Origin of the sequence: Cystobacter fuscus, assembly GCF_002305875.1 — a bacterium.
Lineage (GTDB): Bacteria > Myxococcota > Myxococcia > Myxococcales > Myxococcaceae > Cystobacter > Cystobacter fuscus_A.
Genome location: NZ_CP022098.1, coordinates 3453052 through 3472940, shown reverse-complemented (window position 1 = coordinate 3472940; position 19889 = coordinate 3453052). Strand labels below are relative to the sequence as shown.

Genomic DNA, 19889 nt, shown 5'->3' with positions numbered 1-19889 from the left:
CAACAGTAACCGTGGGCCTCCGGCACGACAATCCGCTTCGAGGCCCGGTCGCCAGGCGAGCGGACATTCGATGCTACGGCAGAACTCCACGCAGGAAGGTGACGTAGACGAAGACCAGGGGCGCGTTGAAGACGAGCGCGTCGATCCGGTCCAGGATGCCCCCGTGCCCCGGCATGGCGCGGCCCGAGTCCTTCACCCCATAGGCGCGCTTGAGCATGGACTCGCACAGGTCCCCGATGGGCCCGAGGATGCCGCCGCAAATGCCCAGGAACACACAGTCCGTCACCGTGAGCAGCGGGAAGAAACCGGCTCGGGTGATGAACATGCCGACCACCGAGCCCACCAGCCCTCCCGCGAAGCCCTCCCAGGTCTTGTTGGGGCTCACCGCCGGGTAGAGCTTGTGGCGGCCCAGGAACCGCCCGGCGAAATAGGCGACGGTGTCATTGGCCCAGGTGATGACGAGCGCGGCGATGACCCACATCAGGCCTTCCGGCATCTGGCGCAGGGCGCACATGGCCGTCAGCCCCACCGAGCCGTACAGGAAGCCCGTCACCAGGTGGGCCACCCGCGTGGGCGCATCCTGCAAGGGGCCCCGGATGAGGTGGTAGGTGAAGGCGAAGATGAGGAAGAAGGCCAGGACCCAGAAGGCCCCCTCTCCCGTGCGCTCGGGATGCCGCAGGGCCAGGAAGGGCAGCGCCCCGGCGAGCACGATGCCCACCCAGGCCGCGGGCGACAGCTCCTTCTGGGTGATGAGGTAGTACTCGCTGACACAGATGGCCGAGGCCACGCCCAACAGCAGCGTGGTGTACAGGCCACCCATGTAGAGCAGGAAGACGACGACCGGCAGCAACGACAGCGCCGACACCGCCCGGAGGACGAGATTCTTGTTCTTCTCGTTCACGCCTTGGCCCGCTGGGAGTCCTCTCGCTTGACTTGCGCGGAGGTGAGACCGAAGCGCCGTTCGCGCTGCTGGAACTGCGCCAGACACCGCAGGAAGGCCTCGGTCCGGAAGTCTGGCCACAGCACGTCGCTGAAACACAGCTCCGCGTACGCCATCTGCCAGAGGAGGAAGTTGGACATGCGCTGCTCGCCACTGGTGCGCACCACGAGATCCACCGCGGGCAGATCGTGCGTCCAGAGATAGGACTCGAAGGTCTCGCTGTCCAGGTTCTCGGGCGCCAGCTCGCCCCGGCTGGCGGCCTCGGCCATCCGGCGCGCCGCCTGCAAGAGCTCCTCGCGCCCTCCGTAGGAAAGCGCCAGCGTGAGCACCATGCCCGTGTTCTTCGCCGACTCCGCGCGCAGCCTGTCCAACGGCTCCTTCACGAAGCGCGGCAGCTTGTCCACCTCGCCAATGGCGTTGAGGCGGATGCCGTTCTGCAGGATCTCCTCCCGCTCGCTCTCGAGGTACTCGCGCAGCAAGTCCATCAGCGCGGCCACCTCCTCGGCCGGGCGGGCCCAGTTCTGGGAGGAGAAGGCGTAGAGGGTGAGGGCCTGGAGCCCCACGCGGCGGGCACAGCGGGTCACCTCGCGCACGCTGGTGGAGCCCTCGCGGTGGCCCTCCATTCGCGGCAGGCCACGCATCTCCGCCCATCGGCCGTTGCCATCCATGATGATACCCACATGGCGCGGCAGAGGGCGCTCCTGCACGAGTCGCTCGAGGGCTGTCAGAGAAGGGGGTGAGGCAGGGCGTTCCATGAGGGTGCGCAAGATAGAGATCCCACCGGGCCGCGTCCACGGGCGCGTGCGGGAGTGGTCGTCCAGCCCCCCCGAGCGGTCGTCCCGTCAACGGGAACGGTCCCCTCCTCCCCAGGCGGGTTTCCCGAAGCACCCCTCTTTTCCACCCAGCCGGAATCCAGGCCGGCGGAGAGGAGCACGGTGGGTGAACCGGGTGGGATGGACGCGCGCGGTCGACATCTGGACACCGGGACATCCGGGAGCCGCCGCGCGGACCGCCCCAGGGACAGACGCGGGGCCGGGTGTTATGGCTGGCGAGCATGACCGTCGCCAGCCGCGTCTTCTCGCGCTTCCTCGAACTGCCTCCCGCGGATACCCACGACGTCACCGCCGAGCACGACCTCGAGGTGCCGATGCCCGATGGGGTCAAGCTGCTGGCGGACCGATACACGCCTCGCGGGAACAGCAGGCTTCCCACCCTCCTGGTGCGCTCGCCGTATGGCCGGCGGGGCTTCTTCGGGCTCATGTTCGGAAGGCTCTTCGCCGAGCGTGGCTTCCAGGTGCTCGTCCAGAGCGTGCGCGGCACCTTCGGCTCGGGAGGCCGGTTCGACCCGTTCCGCGACGAGCGGGCCGATGGGCTGGCGACGCTCGAGTGGATGAAGCGGCAGGAGTGGTTCTCCGGGGAGTTCGCCACCCTGGGGCCCAGCTACCTGGGCCTCGTGCAATGGGCGCTCGCGCGGGACGCGGGACTCTCCTTGAAGGCGATGGTGGCGCACGAGACCGCGTCCCAGTTCCGTGGCCAGACCTACGCGGGCGGTGCCTTCTCGCTCGATACCGTGCTGTCCTGGGTCCACCTCGTGCGCACCCAGGAGAAGACCGGACTGGGCGCCGTGCTCGCGCGGCTCGGCGCGGCCCGCAAGCTCAAGCCCCTCTTCCGGCACCTGCCCTTGAACGAGATGGACACACTCGCGGTCGGCGAGCGCGTTCCCTTCTTCCAGGACTGGCTCGAGCACGACGCGGCGGGCGACCCATGGTGGAATCCCGCGGACTTCAGCGGCTCGGTCTCCGAGGTCACCGCCCCCGCCCATCTGATTGGCGGCTGGTACGACATCTTCCTGCCCTGGCAGGTGGATGACTACGCCGCGCTCCGCCGGGCCGGACGCAACCCCTACCTGACCATCGGACCCTGGACCCACGTCGCGCCCGAGGGGATGGCGGCCGCCGTGCGCGAGTCCCTGGTGTGGCTCAAGGCCCACCTCAAGGGGGAGCGCCAGTTGTTGCGCGAGGCCCCCGTGCGCCTCTTCGTCATGGGCGCGAACACCTGGCGCGACTTCTCGGAGTGGCCCCCGCCGGGCGCCCGTCCGCAGCGCTGGCACCTGCAAGCCGGCCGGGGCCTGTCTCCCGCCACGCCCGGAGCCTCGGAGCCCGACCGCTACCGCTACGATCCGGCCGATCCGACTCCCACCGTGGGCGGTGCGCTCCTGACGAAGGAGGCGGGCCCCCGGGACAACCAGCCCCTGGAGTCCCGCCCCGACATCCTCACGTACACCAGCGCGCCCTTGGAGAAGGACCTCGAGGTCATCGGCCCCGTCCGAGCCGAGCTCTTCGTCCGCTCCAGCCTCGCCCACACCGACTTCTTCGCCCGCCTGTGCGACGTCGACGCCTCGGGCAGGTCCCTCAACGTCTGCGATGGACTGCTGCGCCTGGTTCCCGGCCAGCCCGCGCCCGAGCCCGATGGCACCCTGCGCGTCACCATCGAGCTGTGGCCCACCGCCCACCGCTTCCTCGCGGGCCACCGCCTCCGGCTCCAGGTGTCCAGCGGGGCCCACCCGCGCTTCGCCCGCAACCCCGGCAGCGGCGAGCCCCTCGCCACCGCGAAGACGCTCGTGCCCGCCGACCAGAGCGTCTTCCACGACCCCGCCCACCCCTCCGCCCTCGTGCTGCCCGTCATGGGCTGAGCAAGGAACTACACGCGGAACCGGTCCGTGGCCTCGACGAGCGCGTGGGTGGTGCCCGGCTCGTACGCCGAGTGCCCCGCGTCCGGGATGATCTTCAGCTCCGCCTCGGGCCAGGCCTTGTGCAGGGCCCAGGCGCTCTCGATGGGACAGGGGATGTCGTAGCGGCCCTGGACGATGACGGCCGGGATGTGGCGGATGCGCGGCACGTCGTCCAGGAGCTGGGTGTCATCGCGCAGGAAGGCGCGGTGGACGAAGTAGTGGCACTCGATGCGCGCGAAGGCGAGCGAGTACGCGTCCTGGCCGAAGAGCGCGATGAGATCCGGGTTGGGCACGAGGTTGCTGGTCCGGGCCTCCCAGACGCTCCAGGCCCGAGCCGCTTCCTGGCGCACCCGGGCATCCTCTCCCATCAATCGCCGGTGGTAGGCCTGGACCAGGTCTCCACGCTCCTCGGGTGGGATGGGCGCGAGGAAGTCCTCCCACGCATCCGGGAAGAAGGTGTGCGCGCCGTGCTGGTAGAACCAGCGGATCTCCTGCTCGCGCAAGAGGAAGATGCCGCGTAGCACCAGCTCCGTGACGCGCTCCGGGTGCTTCTGGGAATAGGCCAGCGCGAGCGTGCTCCCCCACGAGCCCCCGAAGACGAGCCACCGCTCGATGCCCAGGTGGCGGCGCAGCGCCTCCATGTCCTCCACGAGGTGCCAGGTGGTGTTCTCCTCCACGCACGCGTGGGGCGTGCTCCTGCCGCAGCCGCGCTGGTCGAAGAGGACGATGCGGTACGCCGAGGGATCGAAGAAGCGCCGCTGTTTGGGATCCGAGCCCCCGCCCGGCCCACCGTGGACGAAGATCACCGGCTTGCCCTTCGGGTTGCCGCTCTCCTCGAAGTAGATCTCATGGAGGGTGGACACGCGCAGACGGCCGGTGTTGTAGGGCTCGATGGGCGGGTAGAGGGAACGAAGCGCGGGGGGGGCCATGGCAACCTCTCTTTCGGTCGGGCCGGGCACCCTAGCAGAGGGCGCTCTGTGACGGCGCTCACTCGCCGCATGTTGGCGCCGTCACAGCCGCCCCGCCCCCCTCGGAGCAGAGTGCTTCGTGTCAGGGCAAGCCACTCCCCACGACACGACATTCCCGTTCGAGGCCACCATGTCCCGCATCACGCGCACCGACGTCATCCGCCCCCACGCCTTGTCCACCGAGGAGCGCCGCCAGCTCGCCGACGACCTCTACGCCGTCCATCAGCAGATCTTCGATGGGGTGGACCGGGAGGCCTTCGCCCACTACGTCGTCGAATCGAAGGCCGAGCACACGTGGATCCTCGTTCACAAGAACGAGGAGGGAGCCCTCGTCGGCTACTTCGCCATGCACCTCTTCGAGAAGCAGCTCGGCGGAGAGCCCCTGGCCGTGTTCCGCGCGGAGGCGGGCTCGCTGCGCGCCTACCGGGGAGGCAACGTCAACGCGCGCTTCTTCGTGACGCGGGTGGCGCGCTACGTGCTGAGGCACCCGGGCCGGCGCGTGCTCTACCTGGGCTCGCTGGTGCACCCGTCCAGCTATTCGCTGTTCGCCAGCCACTGCGCCGAGGTGTGGCCGCGGCGCGAACAGGAGACGCCACCGGAGCTGCTGTCCTTCATGTCCGCGCTGGCCTCGGAGTTCGGCCAGGAGATGGTGGATCCGGCCCGGCCGCTGATCCGCCGGGTCGGCTGGCGCACGCGCGAGTCGGAGATGGAGAGCGAGTACTGGAAACACTGTGACAAGCCCGGGGCGCGCTACTTCATCGAGGCCAACCCGGGCTATGGCCAGGGGCACGGACTGGTGACGGTGATGCCCATCACCCCGAGCAACCTGCTGAGCATCGCCCGGACCCAGGTGGAGCGGCGGCTGCGCCAGCCCCTGGAGAAACTCGCGGCCCGGGTGCAGCGCACGTGGCTCGGGGCCCACCTGCGCTCCACCCAGATGGTCCAATCGTTGCGCCGCGTGCCATTCCTCGCCCACCTCGACGAGACCACCCTGCGCCGCATTGCCACACGCGCGGAGCGCCACGTGCTGCCCGCGGGCCAGTACGTCTTCCAGGCGGGCAGCACCAGCGACGAGCTGTACCTGCTCGAGCGCGGCGCGGTCTACGTGCTGGCCCCCACGGCCCACGGCGAGACGCTCGTGGACGAGCTCGGCGGCGGCACCGTGTTCGGGGAGAGCGCCCTGCTCACGGGCGAGCGCCGCTCGGCCTCCATCCGCACGGCGGCGGCCTCGACACTGGTGCGCATTCCCCGCTCGGCGCTGCTGCCACTGCTCGAGGGGGATGAGCATCTGCGCGAGGGGATGTGGAAGACGTTCGCCGAGCGGCGCTTCGACGACCTGGTGCGCGGGTTCGAGCGGTACGGGTTCCTCGGGCGCAAGGATCGGCTCGGCCTGTTCCAGCACGGCGAGCACCACGAGCTGGCGCCAGGAGAGGTGCAGGAGCTCGAAGAGGGCGCCCAGCTCTTCGTGTTGTCGGGCGCGGTGGATTTCGAGCACGAGGGACTGAGGGTGTCCCAGCGGGGCGCCACGCTCCTGGAGGCCCGGAAGCCACTCCAGGTGGAGGCCCGGGAGAGCACGCGGTTCGTCCTCCTGAAGCCGGAAGCGGTGCGGGGAGACGACAAGGCCGCGCCCCCGCGCTTCGCGGCCTAGCACCGAGAGTAGGAGCTGCCAGCGCATGAATGTGGCGCGGCCGGAGCCGTCCTTGACCCCAATCCGGCGCTTCGAGCAGGCTGCCGCCTCGTGAGGAACGTCGGCCCGGCGGGACAGGAGGGGCCCGCCTTGACTGGCGCCGACGCGGGCCCACCCCGCCCTACATTCTCGAGGGAAGGATTCATGAAGAAGAGGACCAGTGGGATTCACCTATGCACCTGGGCGCTGTGTCTGGGAGTGAGCTGGGGGACGCCGAGCCGGGCGCAGGAGGCCGGGCCCGTCTACATCCAGGGCTCGGAGGTGAATCTGCGCGGCGGCGAGAGCACGGATGGGGAGGTGGTGAAGAAGGTCCTCATCGGTACGGAGTGCCAGAAGCTGGAAGGCGCGGAGAAGAAGGGGTGGGTGCGCCTGAAGTGCGGCGAGACGGAGGGCTTCACGCTGGAGAAGCTCGTGGGGGCGGACAAGCCCAGCCTGGAGGCGCTGCTGGCGCAGGCCCAGGACGTGGCGAAGAGCACCAAGGAGCGCCTGGACGCCGCGGCGCGCGCGGCCACGCTGGACCCGCAGAACGAGCAGGCGTCCCAACTGCTCTCCCAGCTCTTCTTCGACGTCAACTTCAAGCAACTCGCCAAGGACAAGAGAAAGGGCGGCCTCCACGAGTCCTTCCTCGTCGTGTGCAATGAGCGCGCGCAGCAAAACCGAAGGACCCACGAGCAATGCCTGACCGATGAACTGGAGAAGATTGAATACGACTGGCATCAACTCAGCATCAGGGACAGCCGTTTCGTCAGCGCCATGTTCCGGGAGGGCAATCTGGTCGTCTACACCGGGTACATGAAGTCGAGAGCGAAGGGCCGGTTCGATCCCGAGGATGATGAATTCAATATCGTAATTGAGTCGCGAAGCAGGTCCACGCTCTCGGATACACTCAGGGCTTCATTGCAAAAGGGGGCACGCCCCTCGGCGCGGAGCGAAGACAAGTACTCAATGTTCGATTCGGAATCCGCGGATATGCCGACGCTATCCTCGGAGGCCTACCAAATCTTCCGTTCGCTCCCCCCCGTCTGGTACAAACTGCAGGAACAATCAGGGGAAAGATTCATCCTGGTCAACTGCGGATCCATCAGTGGAAGCGTACTGCGGATAGACTTGCATCACCGAGCAAGCGTTCTAACCAGCGATCTACCCGAGGGAGACTTCCGACAAGTCGACAGAGTCAAGGATATTTCAAAAGACGACTCCATCTACAAGCTACAACTCTGCAATCATCAGGGCTGCCAGGATTCAATCACACTGACCTGGCCAACAGACGAACAGGGCATCGCTCGATGGAAGCTCGAACAAGCCCAAGGGTCGGATGGAAAAAGCCACACGCTGGATGAGCATTACTCCATAAACAAAGGCGCACCCAACAAAGTTCGTCACCAACATTGCAATAACAGCGACGAGTAATACCACCCAAGGGGGGGGGCGAAAATGGGAATTCAGCAGGAGTTTTTTCTCGAGGAAAACGAGAAAGGCATAGGCGTACGCACCAACATCATAGAGCAAGACAGCAAGTCCAACTCGGTCCTTCGCGTTTTTCCTATTGATCAATACGAATTCCCAGAAGAGATCAAGCGACAAGCGAAGGAATGGCATGTGCTCAAGGTCCCGCTGCTTGGGCAAAAGGTGATTGACGCCGAAAATCCAGACTGGTGTGGACGCACTTCGGCATCCATGGTTTACAATTACTACCAACTCATCAAAGGGGGCGATCAACGTCAGAAGTACATTACGCATTCGAGAGCAGGCGACCCCGCTTGCATGCTCGACCTTCGGTATCCCAGGGGAGAACGTGCTTTTTTTGGCATCCCCGCGGATGATTCCTTCAAGAGAGGATGGACGACATATCCGAAGGCAAATTACGAAATAGGGGGAGATTACTCACAGTTCCACTCCGATCCAGATGGAGAGGTTCCGCTTCCACTAGAGCTTATATTTCCTTCTAGAGGTGTTCGTCCAACTGGACTTGGAGGTGTTCTCCGCTATCGAACACCGAGTTCAGAAGATGCGGACATCGGCAATCTGCTCCCCAAAGCCATGCGTCATGACGCCGATGCCATCAAAGGCAGCGAACCACGGCTCCGGGAAAGATTCGCCCACATCATCGAGTGCCTGCGGGCCAACAACCCGGTGGTCATCTACACGGGCCTTGGAAAATGGAACAAGGATCTTGCCCGTAATCCTCTTCATATCATTGTCATCGCTGGCTATTGCATCCTGCAGATCGGGGGGGAAGAACAGCTCTGGCTGGTAACCGCGGATCCATCCTCCAAATACGGCCTTGTCAGTGGTGGGTTGCTTTCCGCGCCAAACGCCAATGGCTATCGTGATCTAGGTGCCAAGATTGGTCCAGATCACATGATTTTCAGGATACGTGCCGGCATGAATCTTGGAGTTTCCGGCATGAAAGGGTTCGCCTCCTTCAATCTGGTACGAGCAAAGGCATTCTTTGAAAAGAATCCTGAAACCAGGGGGTCCACGTATGATCGGTTCCTGGATCATTCACAGACTCCCTGTGGACGCTACTGCTACCGAGAAACACGGACCACCGCTCCCTCCGAGGTGATCGACAGCAGCTTCAGCCGGCCCCGATACAGCTTTCCCTTGCGCGGGAACACCGTGTCCACCAGCCCCTGGCAGGGCTACCACAACAACGAGTCGCTCGACACCGGCATCGGCGGCTATTACGTGCTCGGCCTCCAGCGCAACCTCCACGGCGGTGTCCATTTCTTCCCGCCCGCGGAGCAGAAGCTCGCTCCCGTCAATGCCGCCGCCCCCGGTTATGTCGTGGCCGCCCGCCTTCCCGGTGACAAGGCCCCGTGCCTCCAGGACGGCGTCCTCGAGGCTTTTGGCAACTGGCCGGGGTTCGTCCTCGTCCGCCACGAGCTCGAGGAGGTGCCCTCCGATTCACAGGCCAGGCCCCGCCGGGGCACGTTCTACTCGCTCTACATGCATCTGAGCTCCCCCGTCTTTCCGCCTGGCTTCGCGGACAAGCCGAGCCAGAAGCCCTCGATGCTGGACAACTACTTCAGCCAGGTCCCCTGGTTCCGCGAGCTGTACAAGCGGCGTTTCGGGGCCTGGGTCAACATCTCCGGCCAGGGGGCCGAGCCCGGCACGCTTCGCTGGGCCCAGGAGCCGGTTCCCCCTTCCGACCAGGAGCCCCCCAAGCCCGGCGGCCCGAAGCGGGTCTGCAAGGTGCTCGCCGACAATCTCTCCCTCGAAGACATCACCGTCTGTGACGACAAGGGACAGGTCCACTGGCTCTACAAGGCGCCCCCGGCCAATCTCAAGGCCGCGCTGATCGCACTCGAGAAGGGCCAGGTCATCACCTTCGCGGAGCCCTTCTTCCCCGTGGAGGCCGGAGAGCTCCTCGGCTTCTTGCGCCCCCTGCCAGGCCACAGCGCGATCCTCCACGGACACCTCAAGGACTTCGAGGACGAGCGCAATGCGCCGGCCTTCGCCCGCAAGAGCAAGGAGATGAAGGTCGACGCGGGGTTCATGCACTTCCAGGTGTTCAGCCCGGAAGACGCCCCCGACAATGGCATCAAGCTGCTCGTCGAGCTGGCGGAGAAGCTCGACACCAAGGACGGCGGCAAGCCCCGTTTCGTCGAACTCAAGGAAGACACCCAGGACAACTTCCTGGAGCTCGATGAGCTCAAGAACCACCTCACGACGACCCTCCCCCCGGAGGACCAGGCGGACTTCAACAAGGCGACCCACCAGTACTTCGCCCAGTCCAGTCAGTCCGATGACGGCGGTTTCGGCTACGGCCCCGCCGTCGCGAACTTCCTCGACCAGAACACCTCCTTCGCGCCCCAGGCCAAGGCCCCCGACTGGGAGTCCTGCCACCGCTTCAACTACCCGCTGACGCTCGAGCTCGAAACCGTCTACCTGCCCCCTCCAGCCCAGAACAGCATGGTCTCCGGTGGCAGCTACGAACTCGAGCTGCTCTTCGAGCGAGCGGACGGGAACGACTGGAAGCCCATGCCGCGCCCCCTCAAGGGCTGCGATTGTGGCCCCTTCGCGGGGAGCAGCGCCGGTTGCAAACCCGCGAGCCTCAAGATCGACGCGAAGAAACTCGGCGAGGCCAAGGACAGACTGCTCTCGTTCTCGTTGATGGTGCCCGCGCTCGCCGAGCGGATGCGCCTCAAGGCGGCGAGCGGCTTCGTCATCGACCAGACCATGTCCCTGCCGGGTGCCGACGGCCGGATGTTCGTCGAGGGCATCACCCGGCGCTGGCGCAACGTCCGTCTCATCCAGAAGAACGAGTGGGTCCCCGAGCACGCCAGGACGGTCCTCAAGAAGTTGATCGCCGCGCTCGAGGAGCAGGGCCAGGAGCAACCGAAGGAAGAGGATGTGTCGCAGGTCGCGTGGTGTGATCCGGAGAAGGAAGCCCACATCGCGCGCATCATCGAGGGCGAGGAGAAGGCCAGCACTCCCCTCTTCTCCGACTCGGGCGCGCTCGCGCCGGGCCACCTGATCGAGAACCTGCACCCGGTCACTTCCGTCTGGCTGCTCAACGTGCTCGACAAGCAGAAGCAGGCCGTCGTGCGCGACAACTGGCCCGTACCGGGCTTCCGCAAGGAAGACCCGAGCCCGCTCTACTTCGGTGGCGTGAAGAAGGCGGGCGAGCGGCACCTGGGTGAAAGCATCCTGGTGACCGTCATCGACGAGGACTACGGCTACGACAAGGACAACCGGGTCACGCTCCTCGCCCGGCAGGGGGCGAAGACGCTCCCGATCGCCTCGGGCCGGCAGTTCGCCCCCGGGGGGAACATCGTGCAACCCCTCCCGCTGTCCTTCTGGGGCGATTGGACCCTGGAGCTCACCGATACCTCGACGCCCCCCAAGACACTGTCGCCCAGGCACTCGTCCGAGCTTCTCCAGACAGAGTTCTCCATTCCCCGCCCGAAGCTCATGGGCGAGCTGGACGGCGAGGAGCCCATCGTCATCGAGCAGCCCATCCGGCTGGCGGATGGAAGCTGGCGCTGGTTCTTCCCCTTCGAGGAGCCCGCACCGCTCGAGCTGCCGGGCTTCATCTCGTTGCGGCTCAGCGAGACGCCACAGGGCCCCGGCACGCCTCGAACCGAGGCGATGATCCCGTTCACCGCGCGTCCCATGAGCCCCAGCGAGGGGCCCCCGCTCGACGACAAGATGTTCAAGCTGGATGAGGCCAAGGACTTCATCGTCGGCCTGACGGCGGAGGGCGACAAGGTCGTCACGAAACAAAAGAAGACGCTCTTCCTCATCAAGGACCGCGTCTCCTTCAACGACTGCCTGGCGGCCATGGACATCCGCGTGGGCTGGGGGCTCGTGAAGGGGCTCGCCGTGCTCAAGGAGAAGAAGCTCCCCTTCGAGCTGCTGACGCTCGAGGAGGACGGTCTGTCCTGCTCCCTCCAGTTCGACGGCAAGCCGGACAAGCACCGCGCCGCCCTCGAGGAGCAGAACGCGGAGGTGGAGAAGCTGGTCACGAAGGGCAAGAAGACGACCCTCGACGTCCGCTTCGCGTCCGCCCGCTGCGAGGCTCCACGGCAGCAGGCGCTGTGGCTCTTCGACGAGGCGTGCGAGTTCGTCCTCAAGAACAAGCCCACGACGGCCAGATCCAAGCTCGGCGCCCTCCCCTACTCGAAGTACGAGAGCGCCTGCCGCGCGGGCCAGTCCCCACGCCTGCACGTCATGCTCGTGGCGGCGCTCGGCCAGGTCGCCGCCCAGAACAAGAAGCTGCCTCCGCTCGTGCGCATCGAAACCGGGGGCCTCGCGTGCGTCCTCAACGTCGAGGGCAAGGGCGTGGCGGACCGGGTGCGCGTGGCCGCCGCGGAGGCGGGCACCTTCGACGTGGATGTGGCGGATCCCACGGACAAGCGGCTCCTGCGGCTCACCGCGCACCCCGGACGCAAGAACTGGTTGTCCGTCTCCTTCCACCCCGGCCGGCTCTTCGACCTGCTCGCCCGGGGAGACCTCCCCCCCGGCGCCGAGCGCTTCTATTGGTTCGACTTCACCGCCCTGAGCGGGCTCCCCCTGCTGTACCCCTTTGGCGGCGAGACCACGGGCGAGGGTGATGGTTCCATCACGCGGGCACGCTTCGAGGAGTTGAAGGCGGAGGCGTCCGACAGCCTGCGCATCTCCCACCCCCGGCCGGGGCTGTACCGGAAGGTGGGCTTTCGCCCGATGGATCCCCAGACACGCGCCGTGCTCGCCTTCAAGCCCGTTCCCAGGAGAGGCGTGTGCGAGCTGGAGATTTCCGCGTGCGTGTCCGGAACGCCCGAGGATCTCAACAAGTTCACCGCCCGCTTCTCGCGCCTCCTCCCGGGAAGCCAGAAGTGGGAGGTCCTCAAGAACTTCGCCGCGTTGAAACCCAAGAAGCTCGCTGTCCGGAGTGGAGAGGGCGTGGCGGACTGGCTCGTCTCGGCGCGCGTGCCCTACCCCGCCGGAAGCAAGGCGGCGAGCCTCGAAGGGGTCCATCAACTCAAGCTGGAGCTCGTCTCGCTCGACCCGGGCGCCGACCTCAAGAGCCTGCAGGCGGAGGGCAAGTATGACTTCACGCCCCGGTGGGAGGGCGGCCTGAAGGTGGAGCGCAAGGGCGAGGTGGTGGAGCTGCGCTGCCATGCCGAGGGCGTCGAAGTGCCAGTGCCCGGCACGAAGGATGAAGCCGCCTGGGCGGTCGCCCGAGAATTCGAGCTCGTCATCGACTTCGATTCGAAGGACAAAGCTCCCGAGAACAGCGCCTCGAAGCCGAAGCCAGAGAACATCCGGTACGCCACGCCGCACCCGAAGAGTCCACGCGGGGGTTGTGATCCGAATGGCGACTTCGTCGCGACCGTCGAGGTCCAGGCACTGGTTCCCGGCGTCCAGTACCAGTTCTCGGTCCAGCGCCCACTCGACGCCAAGAGCAAGAAGCCGAGGCCCGTGCGCCAGACCGACATGAAGCCGTGCAGCGCCCCGTTCAAACTCGAGAGCTGATTCCGCGCCCTGGAAAGGGAAACCCACATGGCACCGACCGAGAACGCTCCCGGGAGCGAAGCGCCGTCCACGACCTGCCACCTTCCGCTGGGCTACGACGGGGTCCTGCGGATCCGGGCGGCGCCTCGCATCGTCCTCACCCCCGAGCGCAAGGAGCAACCCGCGCCGCGCGACCTGAACGACTGGCCCCTCCAGATAGGGGGCGGCTGCGAGAACGTGATCGAGCCGATACCGTGCCGGCTCGAATGGATCATCCAGGGGGACAGCCTCGCCGACAAGCGGGCCTCCCACCCACGCGAGACCTGGCTCGTTCCCAAGGGGAAGACCTTCCAGGTCCTGGAGAAGGATGCCACGGGGCACCGGCCGCTGCGTGTCTCCATCCTGGAACTCGGCCTCATTGGCACGGGGCGCATGGGCTACCGGATCGAGCCGTCCCTCTTCGGCAATCAAGCCGTCGAGGTGCTCCCCACGGATCCCAAGAGCATCGCCTACGCGTTGAAGGCGGACATCCGCTTCAGCCTCCTCGCCCCCGCATTCGAGGAGAAGTTCCAGAAGGCGATCGGCCTGCTCGGGATGCACGTCGGGTCCGGCATCCAGCTCGAGCCGGACTTCTGCGAGCTCTTCAAGGGGCTCCAGGCGACGGTGGACATCCATCCCACGCCGCCCGAGGGTTTGGAGCCCGATGAGCAGGCGAGGGTCCGGATGGAGTGGGTGGTCGGGGACTCCGCGGCAGCCCCGCGCTTGCACTGGAAGGTGGGGTTCGCCTCCACGCCGGGCGATGCGGAGGGGGAGTGGAACGAGGACCACCTCCTGGCGACGGGCGGGGTCGAGTCGACACCGAAGCTGGCGTTCCAGTATCAGCTCATGCTCACGCGCCCGCCTCCTCCCGCTCCGGAGAAGAAGGAGAAGAGCGCCCAGAAACCGGCCGCGCCGCTGGAACAGCTCCGGCCGCTCCCCCGGCCCGCGCTCACGGTGGACAGGCCCCGGTTGAGGGACTTCTCGGTGTCGCTGAACAACGGCGAACTGGCCATCCAGGGCGCGTTCGAGGGCTTCCACGAGAACGTGGCGCTGGACCTCCAGCTCACCCCCTATGTCCTGTACACGGAGGCCGACACGCAACGGATCGCGGAGTTGGGCGACTACCTGGAGGGCTTCTTCCTGGAGCTGCTCTCCGAGCGCCTGTCCAACGCGGGCAACCACTCCCGCGCGCCCCGGAACGAGGACTTCTTCTTCCTGGCGACGTGCTCACCGGATGACATCCAGACGCGGCTGGCTCCACTGGAGAACCTGTCGGTCACGAGCCACCAGAACAGGTTCCAGCACACGCTCTTCGACTTGAAGACCCTGCCGCGCGAGGACGTGCAGGCACTCAAGAAGGTCAAGGGCCTGGAGGTGTTCGTGGTCCTGACGCCCATGCCCCACGGGGCGGACAAGAACGTGCCCGTCTGGGCCATCACGGACTACGCGGCGCGCGAGGGCCACAACGCCTCCGCCGGCTTCGCTCCCTTTGATTCCGGCACGTTCGTCTCACGCGTCTTCGCCTCGGGGGTCTGCAGCTCCAACTCCGTCACCCCCGCGGGCCACATCGAGGCGCTCTACTCGCCCATGCCCGTCGTCCCCGCGGCTCGGCGGGAGGAATTCGAGATCTTCGTCGCCACGATCTGTGGCGAGGCCATCGGTCAGAGCCCGACGGCCTGGGCGGGTGTCGCCCACACGATCATGAACCGGGTGGGACGCAAATACGAAATCTGGAAGGACTGCCTCTCGGCGGCCGAGGTCATCCAGAACACGGGCTTCGAGGCCTACCAGAAGACGATCTATCAGGAGGCCCTCCAGTGCATGCGGGCGCCCGCCCATTCACAGATGCGCGATCGCGACAAGGTGAAGGCCATCATCGACGTGGTGACGCCCATCTTCATGCGGCAGGCGGGAAACATGGGCGACGTGGTCTACTTCTACAGTCCGCAAGCCCAGAGCGGGAAGGGCCGCTCCACCCCTGCCTTCGTGTCGCAAGGCGGTGACAAGGCCCTGGTCTGCATCAACAACCAGCTCCAACCCGCCCAAGCCGCTTCCGGCGGGAAGAAGGCGGATGACTTCCTGTTCTACGCGTTCAAGCACCCGGAGAAGTGGCCGCGCATGACGCAGGAGGAGCTCCGCCAGGCGCGCAAGGTCCGCTCGGAGAAGAAAAACGGGTAGCGGGTGATGAGTCGAGGCGTGGACGGAATCGACCACACTCATCTCGGGAAACTCCCGGACCCTCTGAATTCTGTCTCTCTTTATCCCGCCGCGAGACTTTAGACTCACGTCCCGCGGCCACCAGAGTGGACGCAATCGTCCACTCGGCTCTCTGGATTTACCTTTCATGATGTCTGGATTTGCATGGAAGGCACACGATCCGAGTGCACGAAATCGAATTTCAAACGCTCCTGATCTTGAGGTAGAGAAGTACCGCCTGGCTTCACACGGGGCATGCCTTGCGTCGGCGTCGAGAGAGAACGCGCACGGTCGCGGGACGGAACCGTCAGACCCAGGGTGAAGCAACCCGACGTTTCGCCGAACATCAGGAGAAAACAAACATGCTGGGTCAACCGAGACGGTGGATGCTGGGAGTGGGTCTCGCGGCCGCGCTGGTCCAGGGCTGTGGCGGAGACGAATTGGAGGTGGAATTCCTCTCACCGGCCGAACGGACCGAGACCCGGGGCGATCTGGGCATCGCCCTGACCGTGACAGGGGGCGCTCCGGACCGGGTGGACCTCTACGTGAATGACGGCTGGCTGGCCACGATCGGGGACGCCAGCTACCGCTGGGACACGACCGGCTGGCCCGAGGGAAAGTACACGCTGAAGGCCCGGGCGTGGATCGGCGAGCAGGTCTACGAGAGCGAGTCGCGCACGGTGATCGTGGACCGCACGGCGCCACTGCTCCTCACCACCCTCCCCTCGCGTGGCGAAACCCAGGTGCCGGTGAAGGCGGCGCCCATCGCGCTCAAGTTCTCCGAGCCACTGACCACCTCGGCGCTCGGCACCCTGACCCTGCGCCTGAACGCGAGCGGCGGGGGAACACAACTGATCTCCCCCTCGGGGCTGTCCGAGGACCGCAAGACGCTCTTCTTCCCGGCCCACTCGATGAGCATCACGCCGCCCCAGACCATCGCCGCCACGCTGATGGGCCGGGCCGAGGATCCCGCGGGCAATCTCTTCCTCTCGGGGAACGTCGATTCGGCCTGGGCCTGGCAGGTGCCCGTCTTCATCCCCCTGGGCAAGGTGACGGAAAGCCTGCTGCCCGCGGAGGGCCCCCCCCTCCTCTCGGCCCAGGGACCCACCTTGCGCCTGGACAGCAAGGGCCAACCGCTCGTCGCCTGGCGTTCGTCCTCCTCCTCCGTGGTCGTGCGTCAATGGGACGGGCAGGGCTGGAAGCCGATCCCCCCCAAGCCCTTTCCCGCCAGCGATCTGCGCGACGTCGGGGCGGACATCGCGTTGGACGAGTCCGGCATTCCCACCGTCGGCTGGATCAGCCAGGACGCGAACAGCTCGTCGGTCTCCGTGTGGAGCCACCAGGGGGATACCTGGACGAGGCAGTTCACCGTCGGACCCAATCCCGAGGGTCCCTTCCCCTTGATCGACCGGGCGGCGCTCCGCCTGTCGAAAAACGGAACCGCGAGGCTCGCCTGGCTCGCGGGGTCGAAGACGGCTCCCGGCTTCGGGGGCCTGATGGTCTACTGGCGGGGGCCGACCGAGGACACCTCGTTCTTCAATACCTACTCGCAAGGCACGGCCCTCCTGGGACGCCACCTGTCGATGGAGACGAACACGACCCGGGACTCCCTCGCGCTGGCGTGGAGCGAGCGCGTGGACAACGGCTACCGCCTCATGGTCATCCGCCGCCCGGATAACGCCTATGAATGGAGTGAGTGGCCGCTGGAGGCGCGCGGTGCCATGCCCGGCAACCCCTCGCTGGTGCTGCTCTCCAATGGCGAGCCCATCGTGGCCTGGAACGAGCCGGGCGCCATCCAGGTGCGCCGCCTGAAAGGCAACACCTGGACGGCCGTGGGCACGCCCATTCCGATTCCCTCCACGGTGGACGTCACCTCGGTGGTACCCGTGCTCGCCCTGGACAACACCGAGCAGCCCGTGCTCGCCTGGAGCATGCCGGGCAAGGCCGAGGTGTGGCGCTGGAATGGCTCGGCGTGGATGCGCGTGGGCGAGCTGAATGAAACCGTCTCCGGCGAGACGTCCTCGCCCTGGCCCATCCAGTTGCAGGTGGAGAAGTCGGGAACTCCGGTGGTGGGCTGGCTCCGGCCGGACGCCAGTCAGCCCGGGCGCGGCGCGATGGAAGTCTACCAGCTCAACCGCTGAGCCACCGGCACCGGAACACGGCCCGGAAACGGGCCGTGCTCCCGGAAGTCCCTCTTTTGTATTCCAACAGGGCCCCGGCAGAGCAGCAATGGGCACCCGCGAGGAGCCGAGCGCAACCGAGGTGGTTTGACCCCGGCGCGACCGACTCTCTAGGATCTTCCGCCTGATGCTACCCAAGGTCATCGGCGGGTACCGTGTCCTCGAGACACTCGGAAGTGGGGGAGTCGGAACCGTCTACCGGGCTCTCGATGGCCGGACCAGCGAGCCGGTCGCTCTCAAGGTGCTGTCGGGAGGTCCCACCCGGGACTCCCGCGCGGCACGTCGGCTGCTGCGCGAGTTCGAGACCCTCACGGACCTCGCCCACCCCAACGTCGTGAAGGTCTACGACACGGGCATGTTCCACAGCTCGCCCTACCTCGTCATGGAGCTCATCGAGGGGCTCACCCTGCGCGACTACCTCGCCTTGAAGGCGGAGGCGCCACGCCTCCCGCTCGTGCGTGGAAAGGCAAGCCTGGAGCACTCCGAGGACGAGTCCGGGGAAGAAGGCTCCGAGCCCTCGGGCGTCCTGAGGTTCGATCTGTCGGCCTTCGCCGAGGAGTCCCCCAGCGAGGAGTGCGACGTCATGAGTTCGGGCTCCACGGAAGCGCCGGAGCGGATGTCGCGCGCGCCGGTGGAGCCCTGGCTGGACTCGGACTCGGACGACATGGATCCGCTGGACTTCGAGCCGCCGGATGACAGGGCGAGGCCCCATGCCCATCCGGAGACGCGCGAGTCGGTGCTGCGGCTGGAGGAGCTCAACCGGCCGGAGCGGATGGGACGGCTCAAGGACTCGCTGCTCCAGGTGTGCGAGGCGCTCGCGTACATCCACGCGCATGGGCTGGTGCACCGCGACCTGAAGCCCTCCAACATCATGGTGGACGAGGACCGGCAGGTGCGGCTGATGGACTTCGGCCTGGCGAAGTTCCTCGCGGATGACGCGGGGATGACGCTGGACGGCCGCCTGGTGGGCACGCTGCGCTACATGGCGCCGGAGCAGATACTGGGCGAGCCGCTCGATGGGCGCACGGACCTCTACAGCCTGGGCGTCGTCCTGTACGAGCTGCTGACGGGCCGGCCTCCTTTTGACGCGAAGTCCCCGGTGGACTTGTGGCACAAGGTGCTGGAAACCGAGCCCCCTCCCCTCTTGGCCCTCAACCCACGGGCGGATCCCCAACTGGCGCGGGTGGCGCATCGACTCCTCCGCAAGGAACCGGATGACCGGTTCCAGACGGCGGAGGAAGTCTACGAGGCTCTCTCCGAGTGAACGCGAGCGCGACGACGCACACGCTGGTGGTGGAGGCGGACAAGGCCGGGCAGCGGGTGGACCTCTTCATCGGAGAAGCCCTGGGGCTGTCGCGCGCGCGGCTCAAGAAGCTCTTCGACGCGGGCGCGGTGAAGGTGGATGGCCGCACGGCGAAGAAGGGGTTGCTCGTCACGGCGGGCCAGCGCATCGGCGTGGTGGTGCCCGAGGAGCGGCGCGAGGTGGTGCCGGAGCCGGGAGCGCCGCTGGGGGTGCTGCACGAGGACGAGGCGCTCGTCTTCCTGGACAAGCCCGCGGGCACCCCTTCCCACCCCTTGCAACCGGGCGAGACGGGCACGCTGGCCAACGCCCTGGTGGCGCGCCACCCCGAGTGTGCCGGGGCCTCGGAGGACGAGCGCGAGGGCGGGCTGTGCCACCGGCTGGACATCGAGACGTCCGGGGTGATGGTGGCGGCACGCACGCGCGAGGCGTGGGCGGCGGTGCGCGAGGCGTTCGGCGGGCGCGCGGTGGACAAGCGCTACTGGGCGCTGGTGACGGGGCCCCTGGCGGACGAGGGAGAGATCGAGCTGCCCCTGCGCCACCATCCACGGCACCCGGACCGGGTGGAGCCCGCGGTGGAGGGCGGCGAGGGCGCGCGCGAGGCGCACTCGGAGTTCCGCGTGCTGGCGCGCGAGGGCGAGTACAGCTTCGTGGAGGTGCGCATCTCCACGGGGGTGCTGCATCAGGTGCGTGCCCACCTGGCCGCGGTGGGCGCGCCCATCGTGGGCGATGCGCTGTACGAGGGCCGCGAGGAGCCGGGGCTCGGCCGCTTCTTCCTGCACGCCCGCGCGCTCGAGCTCACCCACCCGGTGACGCACGAGCCCGTGCGCGTCACGAGTCCCCTGCCCCCGGAGCTGCGCGCCGTGCTGGAGAAGCACGCCCTGGCCGTGCCGCCCGACGCGTGAG

The 19889-nt window shown here is 66.9% G+C and carries 12 protein-coding genes; 8 read left to right on the top strand and 4 right to left on the bottom strand.

The window, feature by feature from the left end; translation table 11 throughout:
* Positions 1–73: 73 nt before the first annotated feature.
* Both CYFUS_RS14370 and CYFUS_RS14365 read right to left on the bottom strand, forming a co-directional pair.
* The gene (locus tag CYFUS_RS14370; protein WP_095985741.1) at positions 74–901 is read right to left on the bottom strand and encodes a phosphatidate cytidylyltransferase; all 828 of its coding nucleotides are present in this window, start codon (positions 899–901) and stop codon (positions 74–76) included.
* The gene (locus CYFUS_RS14365; RefSeq protein WP_095985740.1) at positions 898–1695 is read right to left on the bottom strand and encodes an isoprenyl transferase; all 798 of its coding nucleotides are present in this window, start codon (positions 1693–1695) and stop codon (positions 898–900) included. Before CYFUS_RS14365 ends, CYFUS_RS14370 begins: the two co-directional genes overlap by 4 nt.
* Positions 1696–1994: 299 nt before the next feature.
* On the opposite strand from CYFUS_RS14365, the gene CYFUS_RS14360 reads away from it, so the two are divergent.
* Positions 1995–3632, top strand: a complete 1638-nt coding sequence (locus tag CYFUS_RS14360) for a CocE/NonD family hydrolase (protein WP_095985739.1) — start codon at positions 1995–1997, stop codon at positions 3630–3632.
* 8 nt (positions 3633–3640) lie between these two features.
* Here CYFUS_RS14360 and pip read toward each other — a convergent pair whose 3' ends face one another.
* The gene (gene pip / locus CYFUS_RS14355) at positions 3641–4600 is read right to left on the bottom strand and encodes a prolyl aminopeptidase (protein WP_095985738.1); all 960 of its coding nucleotides are present in this window, start codon (positions 4598–4600) and stop codon (positions 3641–3643) included.
* Between the two features lie 169 nt (positions 4601–4769).
* On the opposite strand from pip, the gene CYFUS_RS14350 reads away from it, so the two are divergent.
* Together CYFUS_RS14350 and CYFUS_RS14345 are read left to right on the top strand one after the other, a co-directional pair.
* Positions 4770–6287, top strand: coding sequence for a Crp/Fnr family transcriptional regulator (locus CYFUS_RS14350; protein ID WP_095985737.1), 1518 nt, complete (start codon positions 4770–4772; stop codon positions 6285–6287).
* A gap of 183 nt (positions 6288–6470) precedes the next feature.
* Positions 6471–7736 (top strand): hypothetical protein, encoded by a 1266-nt coding sequence (locus CYFUS_RS14345; RefSeq protein WP_095985736.1) that lies wholly within the window; start codon positions 6471–6473, stop codon positions 7734–7736.
* 591 nt (positions 7737–8327) lie between these two features.
* Here the strand turns inward: CYFUS_RS14345 and CYFUS_RS14340 are convergent.
* Positions 8328–8519: a hypothetical protein gene (locus CYFUS_RS14340; protein WP_095985735.1), complete on the bottom strand. Its 192-nt coding sequence runs from the start codon at positions 8517–8519 to the stop codon at positions 8328–8330.
* Positions 8520–8948: 429 nt separating this feature from the next.
* On the opposite strand from CYFUS_RS14340, the gene CYFUS_RS14335 reads away from it, so the two are divergent.
* The 5 genes from CYFUS_RS14335 (at position 8949) to CYFUS_RS14315 (ending at position 19888) form a co-directional block, all read left to right on the top strand.
* Entirely contained in the window at positions 8949–13289 is a 4341-nt protein-coding gene (locus CYFUS_RS14335) for a hypothetical protein (protein ID WP_157758446.1), read from the top strand.
* A gap of 27 nt (positions 13290–13316) precedes the next feature.
* Positions 13317–15485, top strand: coding sequence for a hypothetical protein (locus tag CYFUS_RS14330; protein ID WP_095985733.1), 2169 nt, complete (start codon positions 13317–13319; stop codon positions 15483–15485).
* 380 nt (positions 15486–15865) lie between these two features.
* Positions 15866–17644 (top strand): Ig-like domain-containing protein, encoded by a 1779-nt coding sequence (locus tag CYFUS_RS14325; RefSeq protein ID WP_157758445.1) that lies wholly within the window; start codon positions 15866–15868, stop codon positions 17642–17644.
* Between the two features lie 166 nt (positions 17645–17810).
* Positions 17811–18947 carry a serine/threonine-protein kinase gene (locus CYFUS_RS14320; RefSeq protein ID WP_095985731.1) on the top strand — a complete coding sequence of 379 codons (1137 nt, stop codon included), beginning with the start codon at positions 17811–17813 and terminating at the stop codon, positions 18945–18947.
* A complete protein-coding gene (locus CYFUS_RS14315) occupies positions 18944–19888 on the top strand; it encodes an RluA family pseudouridine synthase (RefSeq protein ID WP_095985730.1) in 945 nt (314 codons plus the stop codon). The genes CYFUS_RS14320 and CYFUS_RS14315 overlap by 4 nt, the downstream gene beginning before the upstream one ends.
* The last annotated feature ends 1 nt before the right edge of the window (position 19889 follow it).

Excerpts from the sequence above, each read along its gene's own strand:
- CYFUS_RS14350 (WP_095985737.1), top strand. The coding sequence starts at position 4,770 with ATGTCCCGCATCACGCGCACCGACGTCATCCGCCCCCACGCCTTGTCC.
- CYFUS_RS14320 (WP_095985731.1), top strand. The coding sequence starts at position 17,811 with ATGCTACCCAAGGTCATCGGCGGGTACCGTGTCCTCGAGACACTCGGA.
- CYFUS_RS14325 (WP_157758445.1), top strand. The coding sequence starts at position 15,866 with ATGCTGGGTCAACCGAGACGGTGGATGCTGGGAGTGGGTCTCGCGGCC.
- CYFUS_RS14345 (WP_095985736.1), top strand. The coding sequence starts at position 6,471 with ATGAAGAAGAGGACCAGTGGGATTCACCTATGCACCTGGGCGCTGTGT.
- pip (WP_095985738.1), bottom strand. The coding sequence starts at position 4,600 with ATGGCCCCCCCCGCGCTTCGTTCCCTCTACCCGCCCATCGAGCCCTAC.
- CYFUS_RS14360 (WP_095985739.1), top strand. The coding sequence starts at position 1,995 with ATGACCGTCGCCAGCCGCGTCTTCTCGCGCTTCCTCGAACTGCCTCCC.
- CYFUS_RS14330 (WP_095985733.1), top strand. The coding sequence starts at position 13,317 with ATGGCACCGACCGAGAACGCTCCCGGGAGCGAAGCGCCGTCCACGACC.
- CYFUS_RS14340 (WP_095985735.1), bottom strand. The coding sequence starts at position 8,519 with ATGAAGAGGATTACGGGCAAGATCCTTGTTCCATTTTCCAAGGCCCGT.
- CYFUS_RS14365 (WP_095985740.1), bottom strand. The coding sequence starts at position 1,695 with ATGGAACGCCCTGCCTCACCCCCTTCTCTGACAGCCCTCGAGCGACTC.